This window comes from Kitasatospora sp. NEAU-CNBT7 (genome assembly GCF_057220535.1).
The window spans coordinates 101500-124121 of record NZ_JBXQQB010000003.1; the positions used below are offsets into that span (position 1 = coordinate 101500).

Below are 22622 nucleotides of genomic sequence, written 5' to 3' on the forward strand. Positions count from 1 at the left end.
CATGCCCGCACGCACCTGGGTCAGCGCCCACCTCTTCCACCACGGCGACCAGGACGCGCTGATCGTCGGCGCCCTGCGGCCCGCGGTCGAACGGCTGCGCCTGGCCGGGCAGGCCGACGGCTTCTTCTTCCTGCGCTACTGGGAGGGCGGCCCGCACGTCCGGCTGCGGGTGCTCACCCGGCCCGAGCAGGTGCCGCAGGTCCGGGCCGCGATCGAGGAGAGCGCCGCGGACTTCTTCCGGACCGCGCCCTCGCAGACCCCGATGACCGCCGAGGAGTACGCCGACACCGCGCCGGGCCTCGCCGCGCTGGAGCAGATGACCGACTACGACCGGGAGTTGCACCCGGACAACTCGGTGGCGTTCATCGACTACCTGCCCGAGACCGAGGTCTTCGGCACCGGCCGCTCGCTGGAGGCGGTCGAACGGCAGCTGATGGCGGGCAGCGCCCTGGCGGTCGAGCTGATCGCCCGCGGCCGCAAGCCCGGCCAGCGGGCCATGGACGCCTTCGCCATGCTGGCCGCCAACCGCACCCTGTTCACCGGCATCCTGCCCGAACTCGCCTACCAGGCACGGTTCATGGTCGAGAGCGGCGGCGGAGCCGCGCAACTGCTGGGCTCGCCCGCCTTCGAGCGGCACTTCGACGCCAACAAGGCCCAGCTGCGGGCCGGCCTGGAAGCGGTCTGGGCGTCGACCCGCGGCGTCGCCCTGCCCGGGGGATCGGTGGTCAACGGCTGGCTCGCCAGCACCCGCGACCTCAACGACACCCTGGTCGAGCTGGAACTCCTCGGCCGGCTGGACGCCTACCCGACCTTCGAGGCCCCCGCCGACGTGCTGGACCACATCAACCACCTGGTGCCGCAGCTGATCGTGGAACGCTGCGCCCACCTGATGTGCAACCGGCTCGGCATCAGCCTGGCCCAGGAGTCCCACCTGCGGCTGCTGCTCACCCGCACCGCGTTCGACCTGTGTGCGGTGTGACCCATGACTGACCAGGTCACCCGCTACCAGGACGACGTGCACACCCCGACCGAGGTGGCCGACCCGAAGGCGTTCGCCCCCCGGCTGGTCAAGAGCTACCCCGGGGCGACGCGCCACCCGCTGCCCTGGCCGCCGGAGCGGTCCGGACACCGGCTCGGCCGGCTGCTCGCCGACCTCGGCGGCATCACCCGCTCGCAGTGGCTGACCCCGCTGGACCTGCTGCCGTTCACCGACAGCTTCGAGGCCATCCCCGACGCCGACCCGCTGCAGTGGCTGGTCACCCGCCGCCCGACGCCCTCCGGCGGCGCCCGCTACAGCGCCGAGTGGTACGTCCTCGCCGGACCCGACTCCCAGGTCCCCACCGGCGTCCACTACTACGACCCGGCCCGGCACGACCTGGTCCAGCTGCGCGCCGGCGACTACCGCGGCTGGGCGGCGGCCCGGCCCGCGGCCACCGTCCTGCTGCAGACCAACGTGTTCTGGCGGCTGGCCGCCAAGTACGGCGAGATGTACTACCGCCTCGCCTGCCTGGAGTCCGGCATCCAGGTGGCGCAGGCCCTCGCGGTCGCCGACGGGCAGCAGGCCACCGCCCGGCTCTGCTTCCCCGACGCCGACCTCACCGACCTGCTCGGCCTCGACCCCCGGGAGGAAGGGGTGCACGCCGTCGTCGACCTGCTGCCGCCCACACCCCCCGCGGACCGCGGCCCCTCGCTGGCCGCCTTCCCGCGCGCCTCCGGCGCCCACGCGGCGGTGCTCGCGCAGAGCCGCCCCGCCCCCGAACCGCTGACGGCCGCCCCCGCGGGCGAGGGCGAGCGGATCAGCCTGCCGCTGGCCGCCCCGGACCTGCGGGCCGGCGCCCGGACCCGGCACGCCGCCATCCGCGGCTTCAACGGCGACCCCATGACGGCCGACACCCTCGCCGCGATCCTCACCGGCTACGGCCGGCAACCCGACTGGGACCTGCCGGCCGACCTGGTCGAGCACTACTGCGTCATCGCCGACGTGACCGGCATCCCCTCCGGCGCCTACCGCTACCACCCCGGCGCGCACCAGCTGGAACCGGTCGGCGAGGGCGACCCCCGCCAGCGGCTGCGCGAGGCCGCGCTGGCCGCGCTCACCCAGCAGGGCGCCCGCACCGCCAACCTGTGGCTGCTGCCGGTCGGCGACGCCGAGGCCGCCGAACAGCGCTTCGGCGCCCGCTGGTACCGCGTCCAGCAGGCCGCCGCCGGAGCCGCCCTGCACCGGGCCTGCCTGGCCGCCGCCTCCGTCGAGGTGGCCGGCCGGGTCCACAACGACGTGCTCACCCACCTGCTGGACGGCTGGTTCGGCCTCCAGGGCCGCCGCCGCAGCCTGCTGATGGCGCAGTTCGGCACCGGACACCCGGCCGGGCGGCGCCCCGAGTTCCGGCTGACGTGGTGAGGGGGACACCGAGGTGAGCGAGACGGTACTCGGCGACGGCCTGCTCGCCGCCGCCATCGCCCGGCGCCCGCCCGCCGTACTGGTCGTCGCCCGCGACGGCTGGGACACCGACGGCTGGCAGGCCGCCCACGACCGCGGCGAACCATGGCTGCCGGTGTGGACCGAACTCGACCGGGCCGTCATCGGCCCGCTGGTACGCCCGGGCGAACCCGGCTGCGCCTGGTGCCTGCAGACCTGGCGCACCGCCGCCCCCCGCGCCGACCGCCGGACCGCCGACCTGCGCGCCGACGGGCGGATCGCCGCCGAACCCTCGCGCTGGCTGACCACCTTCGCCGCCGACGCGGTCACCGACCTGCTGCACACCGGCGCCGCCCCGGACCGCTGCTGGTACCTGGACCTGCGGACCGCGGCCCTGACCCGGCACACCTTCCTGCCCGACCCGCTGTGCCGGGTCTGCGGCACACTGCCGCCGGACACCGCCGACGCGGCCCGGATCACCCCCCGGCCGCGGCCCAAACCCCGGGCCGGGGCCACCCGGGTCCGCGACCTGTCCGAGGCCGACCTGACCGCCCGCTACGTCGACGCCGAGACCGGCGTCGTCGCCCCGCCGAACGGCATGCGCGACGCCGTCCTGCCGCTCGCCGAAGCGGTCCTGACGGAGTACGGCTACCGCGGCGAGGCCGGCTGGGGCCGCGGCCGCGACTACGCCTCCTGCCGGACCACCGCCGTCGCCGAAGCCCTGGAACGGCTCGGCGGCCAGTGGCCCTGGGGCCGGCGGACCACCGTGCGCGGCAGCTACGCCGAACTCGCCGACCACGCCCTCGACCCGCGCACGCTCGGCCTCTTCCCCCCGGAGCGCTTCCCCGACCCCGACGGCCGCTACCAGCCGTTCACCGAGGACACCGCGGTGTCCTGGGTGTGGGCCCACTCCTTCGGCCGCGACCGGCCGGTCCTGGTACCGGAGAGCTACGCCTACTACCGGACCGAGTGGCAGCCCGGCGCCACCGCGGACCGGGGCTTCACCTTCGAGATCTCCAACGGCTGCGCGCTCGGCGGCTGCCTGGAGGAGGCGGTCCTGCACGGCATCCTGGAGATCGTCGAACGCGACGCGTTCCTGCTCACCTGGTACGCCCGGCTGCCGGTGCCCGAGGTCGACCTCGCCCGCGCCCCCGACCCGCGCATCCGGCTGGTCGCCGAACGCCTCGGACGCAGCGGCTACCGGGTCCGGGCCTTCGACACCACCATGACCGAAGGCATCCCCGCCGTCTGGGTCCTGGCCCAGGAGGCCACCGGCGACCCGGCCCGCCCCCAGGTCATCTGCACCAGCGGCTCGGCCCTCGACCCGGTCGCCGCCGTACTCAGCGCCCTCGGCGAACTCGCACCCATCGTGGAACAGGAACTGCGCCGCTACCCCGCCGAGGCCGAGCGGGCCCGCCGGATGGCCGCCGACCCCGACCTGGTCCGCGTCATGACCGACCACTCGCTGTGCGCCGCCACCCCCGAGGCCTTCGACCGCTTCTCCTTCCTGCTCGACGGCGACCGCACGATCGGCTGGGACCGGCTCGGCCGACGGCCCTGGCCGGCCCACCCCGACCTGCGCGAGGACCTCACCGAAGCCGTCGACCGGATGCTGGCGGGCGGCATGGACGTGGTGGTGGTCGACCAGACCTCGCCGCTGCACCGCGCCGCCGACCTGGCCTGCGTCAAGGTGATCGCCCCCGGCGCACTGCCGATGACCTTCGGCCACCGCAACCGGCGCACCACCGGACTGCCCCGGCTGCACGAGGTGCCGTACCGGCTCGGCCACGCACCGCGCCCGCTCACCGACGCCGACCTCAACCCGCACCCCCACCCCTTCCCATGAGCCGCGACCCCGCCATCGCCACCACCTTCGGCGTCCGCGTCGCGGGCCTGCCGGCCACCGTGCTCGACGGGCTCGTCGACCCGCGGCTGCGGCACGCCCTGCTCGCGGCGGTCCACGCCGAGGCCGGGCTGACCGCCGACGCGGCGGCGCTGTCCGAGCGCTGCCACCGGGTGATCGGGGCGCTGCCCGACCCCGGCCCCAGACCGAAACTGGTCGCCCTGCGACGGGCCGTGCACCAGCTCCGCGACCCGGCCCGGCTGCTCGCCGAGCCACCGGTCACCGCCGCACTCGGCACCGAACTCGCCTCCGACATAGCCCAGTTCGGACACGCCGTCGCCCGGCTGCGGGCCGCCCGCGCCGAGCTGCCCGCGGTGCTGGCCGAGGCGGAACGCGCCACCGCCGACGCCCTGCGGCAGATCGCCGCCGACGCCCGCTTCGACCAGGGCCTCGCCCACGCCAGCCCCACCCTGCACACCGTCCTGCGCGGCAGACCCGGCCGGGCCGAACTGATCCGGCTGGCCGTCTACGCCACCCGCGCCGCCACCAAGACCAGCCCGTTCACCACCTTCACCGCCAGCGGCCTCGGCCGCTTCGTCCCGGACGGACCGGCGCTGCGCCGGACCGCGACCGAGGCGCCGCGCTCGATCGTCGAACTCGACCTGTCCGCCCTCGCACCGTGGACCTCCCCGGCCACGGCCGCGCCCGCCGAGGTGACCGTCCGGGTCAACCCGAGCGCACGGCCGGTCGCCGACCGCGTCCAGTTCCTCGGCCCCGCACCGGCCGAGGAACTGCTCACCCTGCCGCTCACCCCGGCGCTCCGGCACTGCCTGCGCGCCGCCGCCCAAGGACCGACCCTCGCCGCGCTGACCGCCGCCCTGCCCGCACCCCCGGACCGGGCCGCCGGGTACCTGCGTTCCCTGCTGGCCACCGGACTGCTGCTGGCCGGCACCGACCTGGACGAACACGGCCCCGACCCGCTCGGGCAGCTGGCGCGGCGGATGCCCGCACTCGGCCCGCTCCGGGAGGAACTGCGCGCCTACGCCGACGCGAGCGGCACCGAACGGGTCGCGCTCGGCCACCGGCTTGGCGACACGCTCGCCGGCCTCGGCACCACCGGCAGGCTCCGCGACCTGGTCACCGAGCAGTCCGTGATCCCCGGCGTGGTCGCCGAGGCCGCGCTGCCGTCCTGGCGCGGCGCCCTGGACGACCTCGCCCTCGCCTGCCGGCTGCTCGCGGTCCTCGACCACACCCTGCCGTTCAGGCTCGCGGTCGCCGCCTTCCTGCGGGAGCGCTTCGGCCCGGACACCACCGTGCCCTTCGACCGGTTCTACGCCGAACTGGTCCGCGAGGGCGGCGAAGTGATGCGCCTGCACCCCGCCGCCCTCGCCTTCACCATGACCGGGCTGACCGCGACCCTCGGCGCCAGCCCGGTCGCCGAGGTCCGCCACCTGGTCCAGCTGATCGCCGAGGTCCGCCGGGCACTCCCGGACCGGGACCGGATCGAGAAGGTGCTGGACACCCTGCCGCCCTGGATCCGCCCGCCCGGCTCGGTCGCCGTCTACGCCCAGTACGACGACCGCGGTCCCGGCGACGCACAGCTGATCGTCAACGCGGTGAACTCCGGCTTCGGCCGCGGCCGCTCCCAGGTGCACCGGCTGCTGCGCCGGTTCGCCGACGAGCCGCTCCCCGTCGACCTGGTCCACCCGGCCGACCCCCGGGACCCGAACGCGCCGCGGTACGCCGAGTTCACCCGGACCCTCGGCACCTCGCTCAACCAGCGCGACCTCACCCTGCCCGACCGCCTCGACCACCCGCCGCCCGCCCACCTCACCGTCGGCGTCGACCAGGACGGACTGCCGGTCCTCCGCGACGGCGCCACCCCGGTCCGGCCGGTCCACGGCGGGCTCTCCTACGAACGGCAACTCCCGCCGGTGATGGCCCTGCTGATCGAGGCCTTCGGCGAGAACCCCATCCTGCTGCGCCCCGACCAGCCGGTGCAGCACGAGGCGGGCGCCGGGAACGCGACCGGCCGGGTGCTGCACGCGCCCCGGCTGACCATCGGCCGGGTGGTGCTGCGGCGTGCCGCGTGGGTGGCCCAGCCGGGGACCCTGCCGCGGCGCACGCCCGGCCAGTCGGACGCGGCGTTCCTGCTGCAGCTGGCCGGCTGGCTCGCCGAACACGGCATCCCGCCGCGGTTCTTCGTCTCGGTGCTGCGGCTGGGCGCCGCCCCGGCGGGCTCGCTCACCGAGGACCGCGCCCGCAAGCCGATGTTCGTCGACCTCGGCGCGCCGCTGCTGGTCGCCGCCTTCGAACGCTCGGCCCGGGACCCGGGCAGCGCGGCGGTCTTCCACGAGGTCGCACCGCAGCCGGAGACGGCGCTCACCGACCGGCAGGGCCGTCCGCACGTCACCGAGTACCTGATCGAGCTGAACTGCCGAGGAGTTGGGACATGACGGAGCCGTCCTGGCGGAGCGTGAACGTCTTCCACCACGAGCGCGACCGGACCGATCTGCTGCTCGACGCCGTGCGCCCGTTCCTGGCGGCGGTGGCCCCCGCCGTGTCCAGGGCGTACTTCCAGCCGCACTGGCGGCGCGGTCCGCACGTCCGGATCCCGGTCCTGGCGAGCGCCGAGGCCTTCGAGTCCGTCGTCGCCCCCGCCGCCGAGGGGATCCTGGGGGAGTACCTGCGGGCCCACCCCTCCCTCACGGTCCTGGACGAGCGCGCCTCCCACGCCGAGCACCAGCGGCTGGCCCGGCACGAGCGGGAACAGGGACCGCTGACGCCCTGGGCGGCCAACAACACCGTGGAGACGGGGGAGTTGGACCGTCGGCTGCAGGTGCTCGGCGGGCGGGCGGCGGCCGACCTGCTCGCCGACTACTACGTGGACACCAACGACACCGCCTTCGCCATCCTGGACCGGGTCCGCGGCGGCGGCTCGAAGATGGCCCTCGCGGTCGACATGTTCATCGCCACGGCGCACCGCTTCCTGCCTCCGGTCACCTACGGCTACCTGTCCTACCGCGGCCACGCCGACGCCTTTTTGGCGAAGAGCCCCGACGGGCTGCGGGAACGCTTCGACCGGGTCTACGAGGCCAGCGCGGACCGGTTCCGGCAGCGGGTCGTCACCATCACCGCGGCCGCCCACTACCACGAGGTGCTGCCCTTCGGCGCGCTGCTCGACACCCTGCTGCACTACCGGGAGCAGGCCAACAAGCTCATCACCGCAGGGGAGTTGGCCCTCAACACGGACGAGAGCGGTGACCCCGAGGCCTGGGGGTCGACGTGGTCCGCCTGGTCCGCGCGCAGCCCGTTCCACCAGACGCTCGGCGGCCACCGGGGTGCGGCCGACCAGCTCGGCGGTTGGAACACCTTCCAGCAGTACCGGGTGGTGCTCAACTGGCTCTACCTCAACATGTACCGGATCGGCATCGGCGAGCTGGAACGCAACCTGATCTGCCACGTGGTCTCCCGCGCCGTCGAGGACGTGCACGGGGTGAGCGCGCTGGACCGGATCCAGGACCTGATCGGCTTCGTCGACCGCGGCGGCCGGCTCTAGGCCGTGCCCGGACGCAGGAGGAGGGAGGACGTCATGAACCACGCCGTCACGGTCACCGAGCTGGTCAAGCGCTACCACCCGCACGCGCCGCCCGCCGTGGACGGGATCGGCTTCACCGTCGGCCGCGGCGAGGTCTTCGGCCTGCTCGGCCCGAACGGGGCCGGGAAGTCCACCACCGTCGGGGTGCTGACCACCCGGATCCTGCCGACGTCGGGCCGCTGCCTGGTCCACGGCACGGACGTGGTGGCGCGGCCGGCCGAGGCCAAACGCCTGCTCGCGGTCGTGCCGCAGCGGCAGAACCTGGACCGTTCGCTGGACGTGCGGCAGAACCTGCTCTTCCACGGGCGCTACCACGGCCTCGGCCGGGCGGAGCGGGTCCGGCGCACCGACGAACTGCTCGACCTGATGGGGCTCGCCGACCTGGCCGGCCGCCGGGTGGAACGGCTGTCCGGCGGCCAGGCCCAGCGGGTGGTGATCGCCCGGGCGCTGATGCACCGGCCCGAAGTCCTGTTCCTGGACGAGCCGTTCACCGGGCTGGACCCCCAGTCGCGGCTGTTCCTGCACGAGCGGATCCGCGAACTGCGCGGGCAGGGCGTCACCGTGGTGCTCACCACCCACGACATGGACGAGGCCGAGAGCCTGTCCGACCGGGTCGGCATCGTCGACCACGGCCGGCTCCTCGCCCTGGACACCCCGCACGCGCTCACCGGGGCGCTGCCCGGCGGCACCACGATCACCGCGCAGGTCCGGCTCGCACCGGACCCGGCCGGCCACGACGGCCGGGCGGACGCGGTGGTCGCCGCGCTCTCGGCCGCGCTGGCCGAACTGCCCGGCGTCGACGGTGTCGAGGGCGTCGAGCACGACACCGTGCCGGGTACCGGGGAGGGCGCCGACCGGCGGGGCCGGTGCGGCTTCCGGGTCCGGACCAAGAAGGATCCGTCGGTCCTGCTGCCGGAGGTGCTGCGCGTCATCGCGGAGCGGGGCGCGGGGGCCGAGCCGACCGACCTGGCGGTGGCCCGGCCGAGCCTCCAGGACGTTTTCATCTCGCTGACCGGAAGGGAGCTGCGGTGACCGCGCCTGCCGCATCCGCCGCCCTCGGGAGCCTGTCCCGTCAACCCGCCCCCGTGCTGCGGACCTTCCTCGCGGTGCTGTGGCGGGACGTGTTCACCACCACCCGGCGGCCGGGTCCGTTCCTGGTGCAGGTGGTCGTCCAGCCGATGCTGCTGTTCTTCGTGTTCGGCAAGGTGCTCGGCGAAGCCGGGTACACCCGGGGCGACTTCGGTGCGACCCTGCTGCCCGGGGTGGTGGCGCTGAACGCGCTGCTGGTCTCGCTGCAGAACACCGCGATGCCGCTGATCATGGACTTCTCCTGGTCCGGCGAGATCGAGGACCGGCTGCTCGCGCCACTGAGCGGCCGCTTGGTCGCGGTGGCCAAGATGGTCTTCGGGACGCTCTGCGGTCTGTTCGCCGGGCTGGTGATGGCGCCGATCGGGTTCCTGGTGCTCGGCACCTCGGGCTGGGCGCCGTCGGCCTGGCCGGGGGTGCTGGGCATCCTCGCGCTCGGCTCGGCGGCCGGCGCGGGGATCGGCCTGGTGCTGGGCACGGTGGTCTCGCCGGAGCGGATCGGCGTCACCTTCTCGCTGGTGCTGGCGCCGCTGACGTTCACCGGGTCGGTGCAGTACCCGTGGTCGTCGCTGGGCCGGGTGCGGTGGTTCCAGGTGATCACCTCGGTCAACCCGCTGACCTACCTCAGCGAGGGGCTGCGGGCGGTGACGCTGCCCGGGCGGCCGTCGATCGCGCTCTGGATCGACGTGCTGGTGCTGTCCGCCGCCCTGCTGGTCGCCGCGGTGATCGGCGTTCGGGGGTTCATGTCGCGCGCCCTCGGCTGAGCGGGAGGCCCGGCGGGGCCGCGAAGTCGACCATGTGCACATCAAGGTCTATTGGATGTCTATCTCGCCGTGGCATGCTCACAATCTCCTGGAGGCTCCCGCTCTTCGCCGCCCGTGTCAGGGGACCATGCCAAGCCGTACCGCCGTCCGCAGACCACCCGTACCTGCCGGCCGGCCGGTCCTGCGGCGGGTCGACCGGCCCTCCAGCCGCGGGCGCGGCGGTCACCGTCACGCCCGTACCCTCGGCATTGCACGGATCACGAAGGGCATCGAAATGGCCACTATTGCGCCCGCCGGCGACACCGTCCACCGGTCCGACAGCCCCAGCCGCCCGATCCTCGACCAGATCGCCGACAAGTGGTCGATGACCGTGCTGGCCGTCCTGGCCGAACCCAGACGGTTCAACGAGATCAAGCGTCACCTCGACGGCGTGACCCAGCGGGTGCTGACCCAGACCCTGCGCAGACTCGAGCGCAACGGCATGATCAGGCGTCAGGTCCTGCCGACCTCGCCGGTCGGGGTCGAGTACTCACTCACACCGCTCGGCGAGTCCCTGCGCGAGCCCTTCGGCCGGCTGCACGCCTGGGCGGTCGACAACACCGAGGCCATCCGCGCCCACCAACTCGCCTACGACCGCCGGATGCTCCACGACCACGCCACCACCCCGCAACCCGACCTCGGCCCCGCCACCCGCCTCCCCGCGGGCATCCCCGGCTGACCACACCCCGCCGCGGGCCGCCCTGCGGCCCTGCGCACCCAGGCCGCGGGGCGCCGAATATCGCGGCCCGACGGCAGCTTCAGCGAGGCCGTCCACAACGACCTGCATCAGCCCCTGGAGGTGGCGACCGCCGACGGCGCCGTCGAGCGGTTCACCTACGACGGCCGCGGGAACCTGCTCGCCGCGACCGACCCGGCCGGGGCCAGCACCCGGTACGTGCGAGGCGCGCACGGCAGCGCGGTCACGGTCACCGACGCCCTCGGCGCCACCACCACCTTCACGTACAACCCGGCAGGGCTGCCCACAGCGGTCACCGGCCCGCTCGGCGCCACGTCCACGTGCGCCTACGACGCGTTCGGCCTGCCCAGCCGGGTCACCGATCCGCTCGGCCGCACCACCCTGCTCGGCTGGACCGTCGAAGGGCGGCCCGCGTGGCGCACCGACGCGGCCGGCAACACCGCGCGGTGGGCGTACGACGGCGAGGGCAACTGCGTGCGGCACACCGACCCGGGCGGCGGCACGTCGACGTTCGAGTACACGTACTTCGACCTGCTCGCCGCCCTCACCGACCCCGACGGCGCCCACTACCGCTTCGACTACGACCCGGAGCTGAAGCTCACCCGGATCACCAACCCGCACGGCCTCACCTGGACGTACGAGCACGATGTCGCCGGACGGCTCGTGGGCGAGCGCGACTTCAACGGCCGCGCGGTCGCCTACGGCCTGGACGCGGCAGGGCAGCTCACCGATGGCTCCCCTGACACCTGGTGTGCCGCGGCCGCACCGCCCCGGCCGCGGCACACTGGTGGGAGACTGGGTGGCTAACCGTCATACAACAGGGAGAGATGTACCGGTGACCACCCCCGCCCGCCCGACCGCCCACGCCACCGTTCCCGGAGTGCAGGACGCGCTCGGCTGGCCGGACGGGTGGCAGCCCCGCGGCAGGGCCGCGTGGATCGTCACCCGCGACGGCGACAGCATCGCCGCCCACCGCATCCGCCCCGAGGCCGACCGGGTCTTCGACGACGGCACCGTCTTCCCGGCACCGTTCGCCGAGCACGGCTACGCATCCCCGAACGCCGACGGCTCGCTGGTGTTCGTGAGCGGGGACGCGGCGCTGACGGCCGTCGACACCGCCGGCCGGCGGCTGTGGACCGTGGACCACACCCCGTGGAGCAGCGGAGGGTCCGGCGACGGGGCGTGCGTCGCCACCCCCGACGGGCGCTACGTGCTCGCCACCATTCCCGGTCCTGTGACCGCGGACGGCTCGTACGACGGTGACCTGTGCATCGCCGTCGACGCGCGGACCGGGGAGGTGATCGACCGGATCGCCCTCACCGCAGCGTCGGCGACTTACACCTTCCACGGCCGGCCGACAGCCGACGGGGCGTTGCTGTTGTCGGCCGGCCAAGGGCAGGAGGACGCCCTCTCCTAAGCCGTCGCTTGCGCCGATGGGAAGCTCGACGTCGCACCCGCTGCCCGCCCCGACGAACTCCTCGCCGGCAGCAACCCCGACGGCGACCGCCTGATCACCCTCGAGCGCTCCGGCACCCGCCTTCAACTCCACACCCTCACCGGCGACGGAACATGGCAGGACGCCGCGTCGATCTCCGTCACGGACATCCCCGGCTCCGGCGACGACCGCCTCGTCAACCGCCCCGGCTTCCTCTCCGACACCGCTGTCATCGCCGCGGTCGCCGAACACGACTTCGCGGAAACCTCCCGCCATGTCCTCCTCGACCCGCGGACCCTCACCCTGCTCACCGAACTCACCTACCCGGCCGCACCCGGCCCCGACCCGCTCGCTCTCGGCGACGGAACCTGGCTTACCACCACTGCCGGAGACCAGGTTTCCCGCTGGACCGTCGGCAACCTGTAATCACGGGCGTGCCCTCACCTGGCACGTCCGCGCTTTCGGGTTCCCGACAGCGAACTCGGCGCCGACCTGGACCGGAGCGCGGAGTGCCAGACCTGCGCCTACCACGTCGAGGGTCTCCAGCACCGGGCCGCGATCCACCGTCAGGCCGGGCGCGAGCAGGATCGCACTGAGCCCGGACCCACCCCGGGCCCGGTCCCGGCGCCGCCCATGGCCGCCCCGGCCCGGTCGAGGAGCAGCGTTCGGCCTACTGCGGGCCGGCACGGGTGGGCCGTGCTGCCGTGCGACTGATCGTCCGCGCCCGCATCCAGCTCGGCGGCCCGATCGTGCTGGTCCGGGACGACCTTCGCCTTCACCTGACCGCAGCTATAGGAGGGCTCATTGACTAAGACTTGTCCCGTAACGCCTGACCTCGTTTGAGATCTCGCCAGAACGCCTGCTCCGCGAGTCGGCTCAGGACTCCAATGAGTCCTTCGCGCTGTGCCGCCGAGGGCGCTTGACACCGCTGCACGCCAAGAGTTCGGTCCCGGTGGCGTCGAAGTACAGAGTGAAGGACCAGAGCCCGTCTGCTGAGTCGATGATCCCGGTGCGCAGTTGCTCACCGCGGTGCCGTGCAAGGATCTCAACGGTCTCGTCCAGACCGATGATCTCCTGCAGGCCACGGGCCAAGGACCGCTTCAACCTTGTTGCGGCGATACCGGCGACCATCCACTGGGGCACCTCCCTGTCCAAGATCTTCACGTCGGCGCCGGCGGCGATGGCTTCGCGTGCCGGCTTGCAGGCGCTGGTCTGGTCGGTGAGCATCGCGGCGATGTCGGGCCGGTGCGGGGGCGCGTCTCCGGTGGCCATGCGGTGACTGTAGAGGCCGAGCGGGGGCGTTGCCACAGGATTCGGCGCGGCCAGGGCAAGGAGACAGGGGATAACGATGTTGCGCCGGGCATTGTGGAACGATCTTGTGATGACTGGTGTGATCACGGCTTCGGAGCCGTCCTGGATATCCCCGTTCACCGGGCTGGGCCCGCGCGACTTTCAGAAGCTGATCACGATGCTCCGCCGCGAGGGCGCCAGCGCGATGCGCCGAGGTCGCCCGTGGAGCCTGCCGTTGGAGGACCGGGTCCTGCTGGTCGCCGCATACTGGCATACCAACCTGACACTGCGGCAGCTCGCGCCGCTGTTCGGGGTGTCGAAGTCCGCTGCCGGCCGGATCGTCGACCATCGGCCCCCTCGTCGCGCTCAACCCTCGGCGCCGGTTCCGGAAGGGTACCGTGCTGATCGTCGACGGCACACTGGTCCCCACCCGCGACCACACGATCGCCGAGCAGCCGTCGAAGAACTACCGGTACTCCACCCCACCAGGTCGTGATCGATGCCCACACCCGACTGGTCGTCGTGGTCGGCAAGCCCCTGCCCGGCAACCGGAACGACTGCAAGGCCTGGGAGGAGTCCGGCGCGAAGGCCGCCGTCGGCCGGACGACGACCATCGCCGACGGCGGCCATCCCGGCACCGGCCTGGTCATCCCGCACCGGAGGCCACGCGGCGGCGAGCTGGTCGAGTGGCAGGTCGAGCACAACCGTGAGCACAAGCAGGTTCGCGCCCGCGTCGAGCATGTCTTCGCCCGGCTGAAGACCTGGAAGATCCTCCGCGACTGCCGCCTCAAGGGCGACGGCGTCCACCACGCCATGCTCGGCATCGCCCGCCTCCAAAACCTCCTCCAGGCCGCGTAGGCGAAGCCAACCCTGAGGCGGATCACCCAACCCCGATCCACCGGAGATCAATTACGGGACGACCCTTAGCCGTTGCTCAATCGAGCTTGGTGATCGTGAGTTCGAGTCTGCTGTCTCGGTTGAGTGATCCTCTGGTCGGCTGAGCATGAAAGTGGGGGCCTCCCGCACAGCCTGGGTGCCAGGACACCGTGGGGCTGGGCCGGCTCTATCGCCTCCGGTGTCACCGGAAACGGATAGCCTCCCGCGAGAAGGGGCGGCTGACAGGAGTGGACGTGAATATCGAGGAGATGCTGGACCGGCTCGGCGCGGTGATCGGGCCGCCGCCTGCGGACGGCGTGGTCCCGGTTCCGTGGGAGCTCGCGCCCGAGGTGCTCGGTTTCCAGTTGCCCGCAGACTACCGGGCGTTCGCGGACCGGTACGGGACGGTCAGCATCAGAGGCGAACTCCACATCTACACACCATCGACAGCGCCCACTCCAAAGACCGAGCAGCCGCTCGGCTTCGAGGGATTCCTGTACTACACGACGGATCCCTACGGATACTGTGGCATGCTGGCCCAGGCCTACCAGGACGGGGACTACGACGAGTGCCCGTATCCGCTGTTCCCGGCCGAGGGCGGGCTGCTGAAGTGGGGCAACAACTGGAACTCCGACCAGTTCTTCTGGCTGATGCGGGGCCCGGACCCGGACCGGTGGCCGGTCGCTGCCAAGTTCGACTCGATGCGGGAGTGGGACCTGTTCGAGGGCGGCTTCCTCGAGTTCCTGCTGGCGGCGGTGACGGAACAGTATCCGTACCACGAGGACGTGGTTCCCGGCGGGAAGAAGCAGGTTGGTGACGGCCGCGATTATCGCTTTTCGGGTGACTGGTCACAGCAGCTCTGGGAGTGATCCCGCGAACACGGTCAACGGTTGGCTCTGGCTGGTGACCTAACGTTCGAGTCTGCCGACTCGGTCGGGTGATCTTCTGGTCGCCTGGGCATGAAAGTGGGGCCTCCCGCACAGCTCGTGGGTGTCGAATCCAGCCGAGCAACAGGAGGCCCTTGGTGCCGCGGTCTTCCGTCTCAGACCGCGTTTGAGATCTGCCGTGTCCGTTGCTGAGGCGTTCGTTGAGCTCACCGTGAGCGGTGGTGGGGGTGGGTATCCGTCGGACCTGACGGATGAGCAGTTTGCGCCGTGAGGCGCTGTTGGTTCGAGCGGAGGTGGGAGACCTTCGCCGCTGACCTTGTCGCAGCAAGGCGGCGAAGCTGAGGGCAGCCTGATCCGGGTGATGCCGGGGAGGGCGGGAGCGGCCCTGACAACGTCGGGACGTGCCAGTACTGCCAGATGGTGCGGGTCCGGTAAGCGTGGTGGCGAGGAGTACGAGAGGAACCGGCGTCGTTACGTCCTAACTTCGTCACCGACTCCAATCTGGTGGATATGGGTCGGGTGCGGTGCGCACGGTTGCCTTCGGGGGCCGGAACTCCTGGGGCGTCTTATTGCTTGCGCCCGGGAGGCCATGAGGAAGGTCTGCGGCGTACTCATGGCGATGCCGCTGGGATACAGCCGGGCTCCTGCTCCACCGGGCGAATCACAGTGAGCACGGGAACCGCCTGTCCACGGCTCCCGGTCGGCGGACCTCCAACTCGCGGGCCGGGATAGGCACATCGACTGTCGAACGGGACGGGTGGGGCGGAGCCGCCGTAGTACTCCGAGCCGGGGAAAGCCCGGCACATGGGGAAGGGCGGCAGCGGCTTTGAGGAGGGAGGAGGCTGCAATGCCGAGAGAAGCACTGGTGAACACCGGTGCCCTGCTGGGACAGGCCCCGTTGGGGCCTCGCCAGCGGGTATCGGAGATGCAGGCCAAGCTCCACCGTTGGGCGGTGGCCGATCCCGGTCGCCGGTTCGACGACTTGTTCAACCTCGTGCACGACCCGGCGACGCTGATCGTGGCGTTCGACCGGGTGGCCGGCAACCGGGGAGCTCGAACCGCCGGCGTTGATGACCTAACGGTCGCCGACGTGGAGGAGCGGATCGGAGTTCCGGGGCTTCTGGACGACTTGCGTGCCCAGCTCAAGGCGGGCACGTTTCGGGCCCTTCCGGTGCGGGAGAAGATGATTCCCAAGCCGGGTGGGTCGGGGAAGGTCCGGCGGCTGGGGATTCCCGTCGTCGCCGACCGGGTCGTCCAGGCCGCGCTGAAGCTGGTGCTGGAGCCGATCTTCGAGGCCGACTTCAAGCCGGTCTCCTACGGGTTCCAGCCCAACCGGCGGGCCCAGGATGCGATTGCCGAGATCCACTTCTTCGGAACCCGCGGATACCGCTGGGTTCCGGACGCGGACATCCAGGCGTGCTTCGACGAGATCGAACACGCCCCGTTGATGGACCGCATCCGGAGGCGGATCAAGGACAAGCGGGTCCTGGCCCTGGTGAAGGCGTTCTTGAAGGCCGGGGTCCTCACGGAACTCGGAGAGCTTCAGGACACTCACACCGGGACACCGCAGGGAGGCGTCATTTCACCTCTCCTGGCCAACATCGCCTTGTCGGTGCTCGATGAGCACCTTCACCGGGGATGGGAACCAGAGGGTGTGATGTCGACCCAGCGACAGCGGGAGAGGAGGCGGCGCATCTTGGGTCTGCCGAACTGGCGAGTCGTCCGCTACGCGGACGACTTCGTGGTTCTGGTCCACGGGACCGAGCAGGACACCGAGATCCTGCGTGAGGAGATCGCTCACGTGTTGCGGCCGATGGGTCTTCGGCTGTCACCAGCGAAGACCCGCGTCGTCCACATGAGCGAGGGTTTCGACTTCCTGGGGTTCCACATCCAGTGGCGCCGCAAGCGAGGAACGAGCAAGTGGTACGTCTACACCTTCGTCGCTCAACGGCCCCAGCGGTCGGTGAAGTCGAAGATCCGTGCCCTGACCCGCAAGACGTCGCAGCAGGACCTGGGTTACGTGCTGACCAATTTGAACATGGTCATGCGCGGATGGGCCAACCACTTCCGGCACGCCGTCGCGAAGAACACCTTTGGCATGCTGGACAACTTCACCTGGTGGAGGCTGATCCGGATGCTGCGCGAGCGGCACCACTGGACGTGGTCGGACGTCCGCCGCCGGTTCGTCACCCCCTCCGGGCGGTGGCTCCCGATAGCGGTGGGCGAGATCGAACTGCGGAAGATCAGCGCGATCCCGGTCACCCGGTATCGCTACCGCAGCAAATCGATCCCCAGTCCCTGGCCCTTGCAAGAAGCCTGACGGCAAGACCGTGGAGAGCCCGTTGCGTTGAGAGGCGCACGGCGGGTTCGGCGAGAGGTCCGGGAAACGGGCCGGGAGCAATCCCGGTACCGCGCCCCGGGCCTACTCAGCGGGCGCTGGTGGAGCCGTTGCTCCCGCCAGCGCGGGTGGGTCCGAAGGGTGGCCGGCGGGAGAAGCATCCGCGGCGGCGGATCGTGGACGCGATCTTCTACGTGGTGCGGACCGGGTGTGCCTGGCGGCAGCTGCCGAAGGACTTCGCGCCGTGGCCGACGGTCTACTGGTACTTCACGTGGTGGCACGACGACGGCACCGTCGAGCGCATCCATGACGTCCTGCGCGGCAAGGTCCGTGAGGCGGACGGCCGCGACGCGGAACCGAGCGCGGGCCTGATCGACTCGCAGTCTGTCCGAACGGCGGACACGGTTCCCGCGGCCACCCGGGGCTTCGACGCGGGCAAGAAGGTGAAGGGTCGCAAGCGGTTCATCGTCACCGACACCCTCGGCCTGCTCCTGGCAGTCCACGTCGTCGCGGCGAGCATCCAGGACCGCGACGGCGCGAAACGGCCGTTGCTCTGGACCAGGCTCGACCACCCCGGTGTCAAGAAGGTCTGGGCCGACCAGGGCTTCGCCGGCCGCCTCGTCGACTGGACCGCCCAGATCCTCGGCCGCGACCTGGAGATCGTCCGCAAGTATCCTGACCAGCGCGGCTTCCAGGTCCAACCCAAGCGGTGGGCGGTGGAACGCACCTTCTCCTGGCTCACCGCCAACCGGCGCCTCGCCCGGGACTACGAGACCAGCCCTGCCCACTCCGAGACGATGATCCGCTGGGCGATGATCGGCATCATGGTCCGCCGACTCACTCGGGGCGGGCCGGCATCTCGGCCAGGCCCTCGCCCGCTGACGCAGACCTCCGCCTGACGTGACCAGACACGACCCCTGACGCCTACATCAGTCCGCCGACTCGTCCTCGATCAGCGCCGTCAGTATCGCGTCCAGATCGTTGTCGCTGAGCTCCGGCACGGTCCAGTCGTTGCTCTGTACGTGCGCGACAAACTCGGGATCGACCGCTACGTGGTAGTGCTCCACGTAGTAGGCGAGGTCGGAATGCCAGAGCCACCGTCCATCGGTGAGCAGATGCAACCCTCCGATGACAGCCCCCGTGGAACTGAGCACGTCGGGGACGGCACTGGGTGTGGCGAACAAGACCGATCCGCCGCGCAGGTAACGGACGAGGTCACGTTCATGCTCTGACCCGTCAGCTCGCACAGCAGCCCGGAGCGACGGTCCGTCCGGCCGTCCGCCCTCCAGTTCCCTGAAGTTGCCGACGAAGGGGAGCTTGTCGAGGTTCACCCCGCTGAGCCTAGAACACTCCCTGGGTGGCCACGGAGCGAGATCTCAAACGCGGTCTCAGAGATCCAGCAATCTCGGATCACCTCGATGATTTTGCTGCGATTTAGCTTGTACTCTTCGTCGTCCGTTTTACTCTCCTGACTCTGTGAAGTAACCCATGACTTCCTCGAATGTGTCGTCAGGATTCGGTTATGACATGTCAACGCCGACGGACACCCCGGTCCATCCTCTTTTTCCGCCTCCCTGGCCCGTCCATGTGCCGCGTGCTGTGTCGTCCTCAGCAAATCCCATCAGGCTAGGCGGGCGTCGTGGGCGATGATGGCGACCTGGGTGCGGTTGGCCGCCTCCAGCTTGGCCATGATCCGTCCGATGTGGACCTTCACCGTCGACGCGCTCAGGTACAGGTCGCCGGCGATCTCGGCGTTGGTCAGGCCCCGCGCGACCGCGGCGGCGACCTCGCGCTCCCGGTCGGTGAGCAGGCTCAGCCGGCGGCGGGCCGCCTCCGCCGCGTCGCCGGCGGAGAAGGTGCTGAGCAGCCGCTTGGTGACCCGCGGCGACAGCATCGCCTCCCCGCGGGCCAGGACGTGGACGGCACGCGCCAGTTCGCGCGGCGGGGTGTCCTTGAGCAGGAAGCCCGCCGCGCCCGCGCGCAGCGCCGCGTGCACGTACTCGTCGAGGTCGAAGGTGGTGAGCACCGCGACCACGGGCGGATTTGGTGTGGCGAGCAGCCGCCTGGTGACCTCCAGACCGTCGACGCGGGGCATCTGGATGTCGGTGAGCACCACGTGCGGGCGGTGCCGGGTGACCAGCTCGACGGCGACGTCCCCGTCGCCGCCCTCGGCGACCACCTCGATCCCCGGGTCGGCGTCGAGGATCATCCGCACGCCGCTGCGGACGAGTTCCTCGTCCTCCAGCACCACGACCTTCACCGGCGGGTCGGGACGGTCGTCGATCACACGGACTCCTCGGACACGGCGGGCAGGCCGGTCACGGCGGACCCGAGCGGAAAGGCTGCGTGCACACGGTAGCCGCCCTCCCGGGTCGGGCCGGTACGGAGGGTGCCCTGGACGAGCGTGACGCGTTCCCGCATCCCGAGCAGCCCGTACCCGGACCCCGGGACCGGGTGGCCGGACGGGCGCCGGCCGGCGCGCCGGTTGGTCACGGTGAGCTGCAACTCGCCCTGTTCCTCGGCGAGACGGATGTCGACCCGGGCGTGCGGCGCGTGCTTGGCCGCGTTGGTGAGGGCCTCCTGGGCCACCCGGTACACGGCCCGGCGCACGGCCCCGGCGGCCACCGGGAGTTCGGCGGGGGCGTGCAGGTGGACGTTCCCGCCGGTGGCGACGCAGTCGCGCACCAGCTCGGCCACGTCCGCCCGCACCGAGCCGTCCGACTGCACGCCGTGCACGCCGTGCACGCCGTCCGACGGCTCCTGCTGATCGTGGCGCAGGACGTCCAGGATCTCCCGCAGTTCGGTCAGGGCCCGGGCGCTGACGGACCGGATGACCTCGGCCGTCTCCGCCGTGCGCCCGTCCGGGGCGGTCACGCTCAGCGCGCCGGCCTGCAGCGCGATGGTGCTGACCCGGTGGGCGACCACGTCGTGCATCTCCCGGGCGATCCGCCGCCGTTCGGCGGCGACCGCCCGCTCGGCGAGCAGGTCCCGTTCCCGCTCGGCCTGCCGGGCGCGTTCACGCAGCGCGTCCACCAGCGTCTGCCGCTGGCGCAGCCACAGCCCGGCCAGCGCCGGAAGCACCAACCAGGCCGGCGGGACGAGGAGTTGGTACAGGACGCCGTCGTTCGGCCCCGGGTCCCAGGCCGCGGTGACCGCGCAGCCGGCCGCGAGGAGGAACGACAGCAGGGTGCGCCACCGCGGCCCCCACTGCCGGGCCACCGTGTAGCAGACCACCAGGACCGGGAGGACTCCCCAGCTCCAGCAGAACAGCGGCGTCGCCACCACGGGCAGCCACGGGAACCGCCGGCGCACCAGCAGGGTCGGCAGGGCGGTGAGGAACACCAGGAGTTTCCAGCGGCCGCCCCCGGCGGACAGGGCGGGCAGCACACAGACCGCCGCCACCGCGACATCGGCCGCGAGGTACCCGGGCCTGCCCTCCCACCAGGACAGCCGGCGGCGGTCCGGCCGGGGCTCGAAGAACTTCACCGGCCGGATCCTAGTGGGAGGTGCCGGGCCGTCACACGTCCCGCCGGGCGAACAGGACGCCGGCGCCGGTCAGCAGCACCGCCGTGAGGGCGGCCAGCGGCAGCATCAGCAGCCACTGCGGTCCCGTGCCGCCGCCCGCCTGGACCTGCGCCGCGGCCGCGCCGAACGGGAGCAGGTCCTGGCTGACGCCGGTGGTGACGACCACCAGGTTCTCCAGCAGGACCGGCCAGAGGATCACCACGGCGATCGACAGCGTCGGGTTCCGGGTCACCCCGGCCAGCGCCAGGCCGACCAGCGCACCCGACACCCCATAGACGACCGCGGCGCCGCCCAGCTCGACCGCCCGGCCCACCGGCAGCGAGGCCCCTCCCAGCAGCGGCACGCTCAGCGCGTTCACCACCGCCATGACCGCGGCGACGCACGCCGCGACCGCGCCGGTCAGCGCCGCCTTGGCCAGCAGGATCCCGCGGCGGTCGGACAGCGTCAGCACGGTCCGGGTGATGGTGCGGTGCCGGTACTCCCCGCCCAGCACGGTGACGCCGAGCGCGGCCAGGAGCGCGAACCCGACGAGCGTCACACCCGTCATACCGGCGGCGAGCTGCCGGACCCCGGACACCCCGTCCCGGCCCACCGCCCGGTCCACCAGGACCTGCGCCGCCACCGCCGAACCGCACAGCAGCCACGGCGTCCGCAGCGACCGCAGGGCGACCCATTCGTACGCCAGGGCCCGGCCGAACACCCCACCCCGGCCCGCCACGGCACCGGGCGACGGGACCGCCTCGCGGCCGGACGCACTCAGGGCGGTCATGCGGCCGCCCCCCGGAACTGGGTGTGGTCGGCGGTCGCCGCGAGGAAGGCGTCCTCCAGACTGCTGCGGCGGGTACGCAACTCGCTCACCGTCACACCGAGCCGGGCGGCGACCGCGCCGACGCGCCCGGCGTCGAGCCCGGCCACGACCAGCACCTCGGACGCGTCGGCCCACACCTGCGCGCCCTCCTGCCGCAGCAGGGCGGCCAGTTCGACCGGGCGGTCGGCGCGCACGACGACCTCGGAGCGAGTGTGGGCGGCGATGAAGTCCGCGACCGGCTGCGCGGCGATCAGCCGGCCCCGTCCGATCACCACCAGGTCCTCGGCGAACCGGGCCACCTCCGACAGCAGGTGCGAGGAGGCGAACACCACCCGTCCCTCCTCGGCGAGCCTGACCAGCAGGCCGCGCATCCAGAGCACGCCCTCCGGGTCGAGGCCGTTGGTCGGCTCGTCCAGGATCAGGTACTCCGGATCGCCGAGCAGCGCCGTCGCCAGACCCAGCCGCTGCCGCATCCCCAGGCTGAGGCCGCCGGTGCGGCGGTGCCGCACATCGTCGAGACCCACCAGGGACAGCACCTCCCGCACCCGACGCGCCGGCAGGCCCGCGCCGGCCGCCACCATCCGCAGATGGTGGTCGGCGCTGCGGGCCGGGTGCACCGCGCCCGCGTCCAGCAGCGAACCGACCGTCGCGACCGGCGATCCGAGCTCGCCGTAGCGGGCACCGCCGAAGGTGGTGCTGCCCTCCCCGGCGTCCAGACCGACCATCAGCCGCATCGTGGTCGACTTCCCGGCGCCGTTCGGCCCGAGGAACCCCGTGACCACCCCCGGCCGGACCGTGAACGACACCCCGTCCACGGCGAGCGTGTCGCCGTACCGCTTCCGCAACCCCTGTACCCGGATCATGCCGTTCCCTTCCCGCCGGTCGCTCGCCCCCATCGGACGAACGGCCTCCAGGCTCCGCCCCACCGGGAGGGCGGCACATCACCCCACCGGGCAGGCCCGGTACGACTTTCGGGTAACCCCCGGCGACCGCAAAGACGGACGTGCCCGGTGGCGGCCC

Annotated in this window: 19 protein-coding genes and 1 pseudogene; 14 read left to right on the top strand and 6 right to left on the bottom strand. The window is 72.3% G+C overall.

The genetic code is table 11. The annotated features are described in order from the left end of the window. Window position 1 precedes the first annotated feature (1 nt). The 10 genes from AC2TEW_RS05340 (at window position 2) to AC2TEW_RS05385 (ending at window position 11860) form a co-directional block, all read left to right on the top strand. Window positions 2-979, top strand: a complete 978-nt coding sequence (locus tag AC2TEW_RS05340; protein WP_484622135.1) for a lantibiotic dehydratase C-terminal domain-containing protein — start codon at window positions 2-4, stop codon at window positions 977-979. A 3-nt stretch (window positions 980-982) separates the two neighbouring features. After that, window positions 983-2398, top strand: coding sequence for a nitroreductase family protein (locus AC2TEW_RS05345; RefSeq protein ID WP_484622136.1), 1416 nt, complete (start codon window positions 983-985; stop codon window positions 2396-2398). A gap of 13 nt (window positions 2399-2411) precedes the next feature. Continuing rightward, window positions 2412-4262: a TOMM precursor leader peptide-binding protein gene (locus tag AC2TEW_RS05350; protein WP_484622137.1), complete on the top strand. Its 1851-nt coding sequence runs from the start codon at window positions 2412-2414 to the stop codon at window positions 4260-4262. Continuing rightward, window positions 4259-6715: a lantibiotic dehydratase family protein gene (locus tag AC2TEW_RS05355; RefSeq protein WP_484622138.1), complete on the top strand. Its 2457-nt coding sequence runs from the start codon at window positions 4259-4261 to the stop codon at window positions 6713-6715. Before AC2TEW_RS05350 ends, AC2TEW_RS05355 begins: the two co-directional genes overlap by 4 nt. Next, the gene (locus AC2TEW_RS05360) at window positions 6712-7818 is read left to right on the top strand and encodes a thiopeptide maturation pyridine synthase (RefSeq protein ID WP_484622139.1); all 1107 of its coding nucleotides are present in this window, start codon (window positions 6712-6714) and stop codon (window positions 7816-7818) included. The genes AC2TEW_RS05355 and AC2TEW_RS05360 overlap by 4 nt, the downstream gene beginning before the upstream one ends. A 33-nt stretch (window positions 7819-7851) precedes the next feature. After that, the gene (locus AC2TEW_RS05365) at window positions 7852-8889 is read left to right on the top strand and encodes an ABC transporter ATP-binding protein (RefSeq protein ID WP_484622140.1); all 1038 of its coding nucleotides are present in this window, start codon (window positions 7852-7854) and stop codon (window positions 8887-8889) included. Continuing rightward, window positions 8886-9707, top strand: a complete 822-nt coding sequence (locus AC2TEW_RS05370; RefSeq protein WP_484622141.1) for an ABC transporter permease — start codon at window positions 8886-8888, stop codon at window positions 9705-9707. The genes AC2TEW_RS05365 and AC2TEW_RS05370 overlap by 4 nt, the downstream gene beginning before the upstream one ends. Window positions 9708-9981: 274 nt before the next feature. Further along, window positions 9982-10425, top strand: coding sequence for a winged helix-turn-helix transcriptional regulator (locus AC2TEW_RS05375; RefSeq protein WP_484622142.1), 444 nt, complete (start codon window positions 9982-9984; stop codon window positions 10423-10425). A 120-nt stretch (window positions 10426-10545) separates the two neighbouring features. Continuing rightward, a complete protein-coding gene (locus AC2TEW_RS05380) occupies window positions 10546-11250 on the top strand; it encodes a hypothetical protein (RefSeq protein ID WP_484622143.1) in 705 nt (234 codons plus the stop codon). 28 nt (window positions 11251-11278) lie between these two features. After that, complete coding sequence (locus AC2TEW_RS05385; RefSeq protein WP_484622144.1) at window positions 11279-11860, top strand: outer membrane protein assembly factor BamB family protein; 582 nt, start codon at window positions 11279-11281, stop codon at window positions 11858-11860. Between the two features lie 894 nt (window positions 11861-12754). Here AC2TEW_RS05385 and AC2TEW_RS05390 read toward each other — a convergent pair. Then, window positions 12755-13150, bottom strand: a complete 396-nt coding sequence (locus AC2TEW_RS05390) for a hypothetical protein (protein ID WP_484622145.1) — start codon at window positions 13148-13150, stop codon at window positions 12755-12757. Between the two features lie 109 nt (window positions 13151-13259). On the opposite strand from AC2TEW_RS05390, the pseudogene AC2TEW_RS05395 reads away from it, so the two are divergent. From AC2TEW_RS05395 to AC2TEW_RS05410, 4 genes and pseudogenes are all read left to right on the top strand, one after another. Next, window positions 13260-14026, top strand: a pseudogene (locus tag AC2TEW_RS05395) (transposase). Window positions 14027-14298: 272 nt separating this feature from the next. Beyond that, window positions 14299-14913 (top strand): SMI1/KNR4 family protein, encoded by a 615-nt coding sequence (locus AC2TEW_RS05400; protein WP_484622146.1) that lies wholly within the window; start codon window positions 14299-14301, stop codon window positions 14911-14913. An 865-nt stretch (window positions 14914-15778) separates the two neighbouring features. Beyond that, entirely contained in the window at window positions 15779-17251 is a 1473-nt protein-coding gene (gene ltrA / locus AC2TEW_RS05405; RefSeq protein WP_484622147.1) for a group II intron reverse transcriptase/maturase, read from the top strand. 80 nt (window positions 17252-17331) lie between these two features. Beyond that, entirely contained in the window at window positions 17332-18168 is an 837-nt protein-coding gene (locus tag AC2TEW_RS05410; RefSeq protein ID WP_484622395.1) for an IS5 family transposase, read from the top strand. Window positions 18169-18198: 30 nt separating this feature from the next. Here AC2TEW_RS05410 and AC2TEW_RS05415 read toward each other — a convergent pair whose 3' ends face one another. The 5 genes from AC2TEW_RS05415 to AC2TEW_RS05435 all read right to left on the bottom strand — a co-directional run bounded on the left by AC2TEW_RS05415 (window position 18199) and on the right by AC2TEW_RS05435 (window position 22465). Next, window positions 18199-18600, bottom strand: coding sequence for a hypothetical protein (locus AC2TEW_RS05415; protein WP_484622148.1), 402 nt, complete (start codon window positions 18598-18600; stop codon window positions 18199-18201). Between the two features lie 290 nt (window positions 18601-18890). Beyond that, complete coding sequence (locus tag AC2TEW_RS05420) at window positions 18891-19556, bottom strand: response regulator (protein ID WP_484622149.1); 666 nt, start codon at window positions 19554-19556, stop codon at window positions 18891-18893. Further along, window positions 19553-20755: a sensor histidine kinase gene (locus AC2TEW_RS05425; RefSeq protein ID WP_484622150.1), complete on the bottom strand. Its 1203-nt coding sequence runs from the start codon at window positions 20753-20755 to the stop codon at window positions 19553-19555. Before AC2TEW_RS05425 ends, AC2TEW_RS05420 begins: the two co-directional genes overlap by 4 nt. A gap of 31 nt (window positions 20756-20786) precedes the next feature. Beyond that, on the bottom strand, window positions 20787-21563 hold the full coding sequence (locus tag AC2TEW_RS05430; RefSeq protein WP_484622151.1) for a hypothetical protein: 777 nt from the start codon (window positions 21561-21563) through the stop codon (window positions 20787-20789). Further along, window positions 21560-22465: an ATP-binding cassette domain-containing protein gene (locus AC2TEW_RS05435; protein ID WP_484622152.1), complete on the bottom strand. Its 906-nt coding sequence runs from the start codon at window positions 22463-22465 to the stop codon at window positions 21560-21562. The genes AC2TEW_RS05430 and AC2TEW_RS05435 overlap by 4 nt, the downstream gene beginning before the upstream one ends. Window positions 22466-22622: the final 157 nt, after the last annotated feature.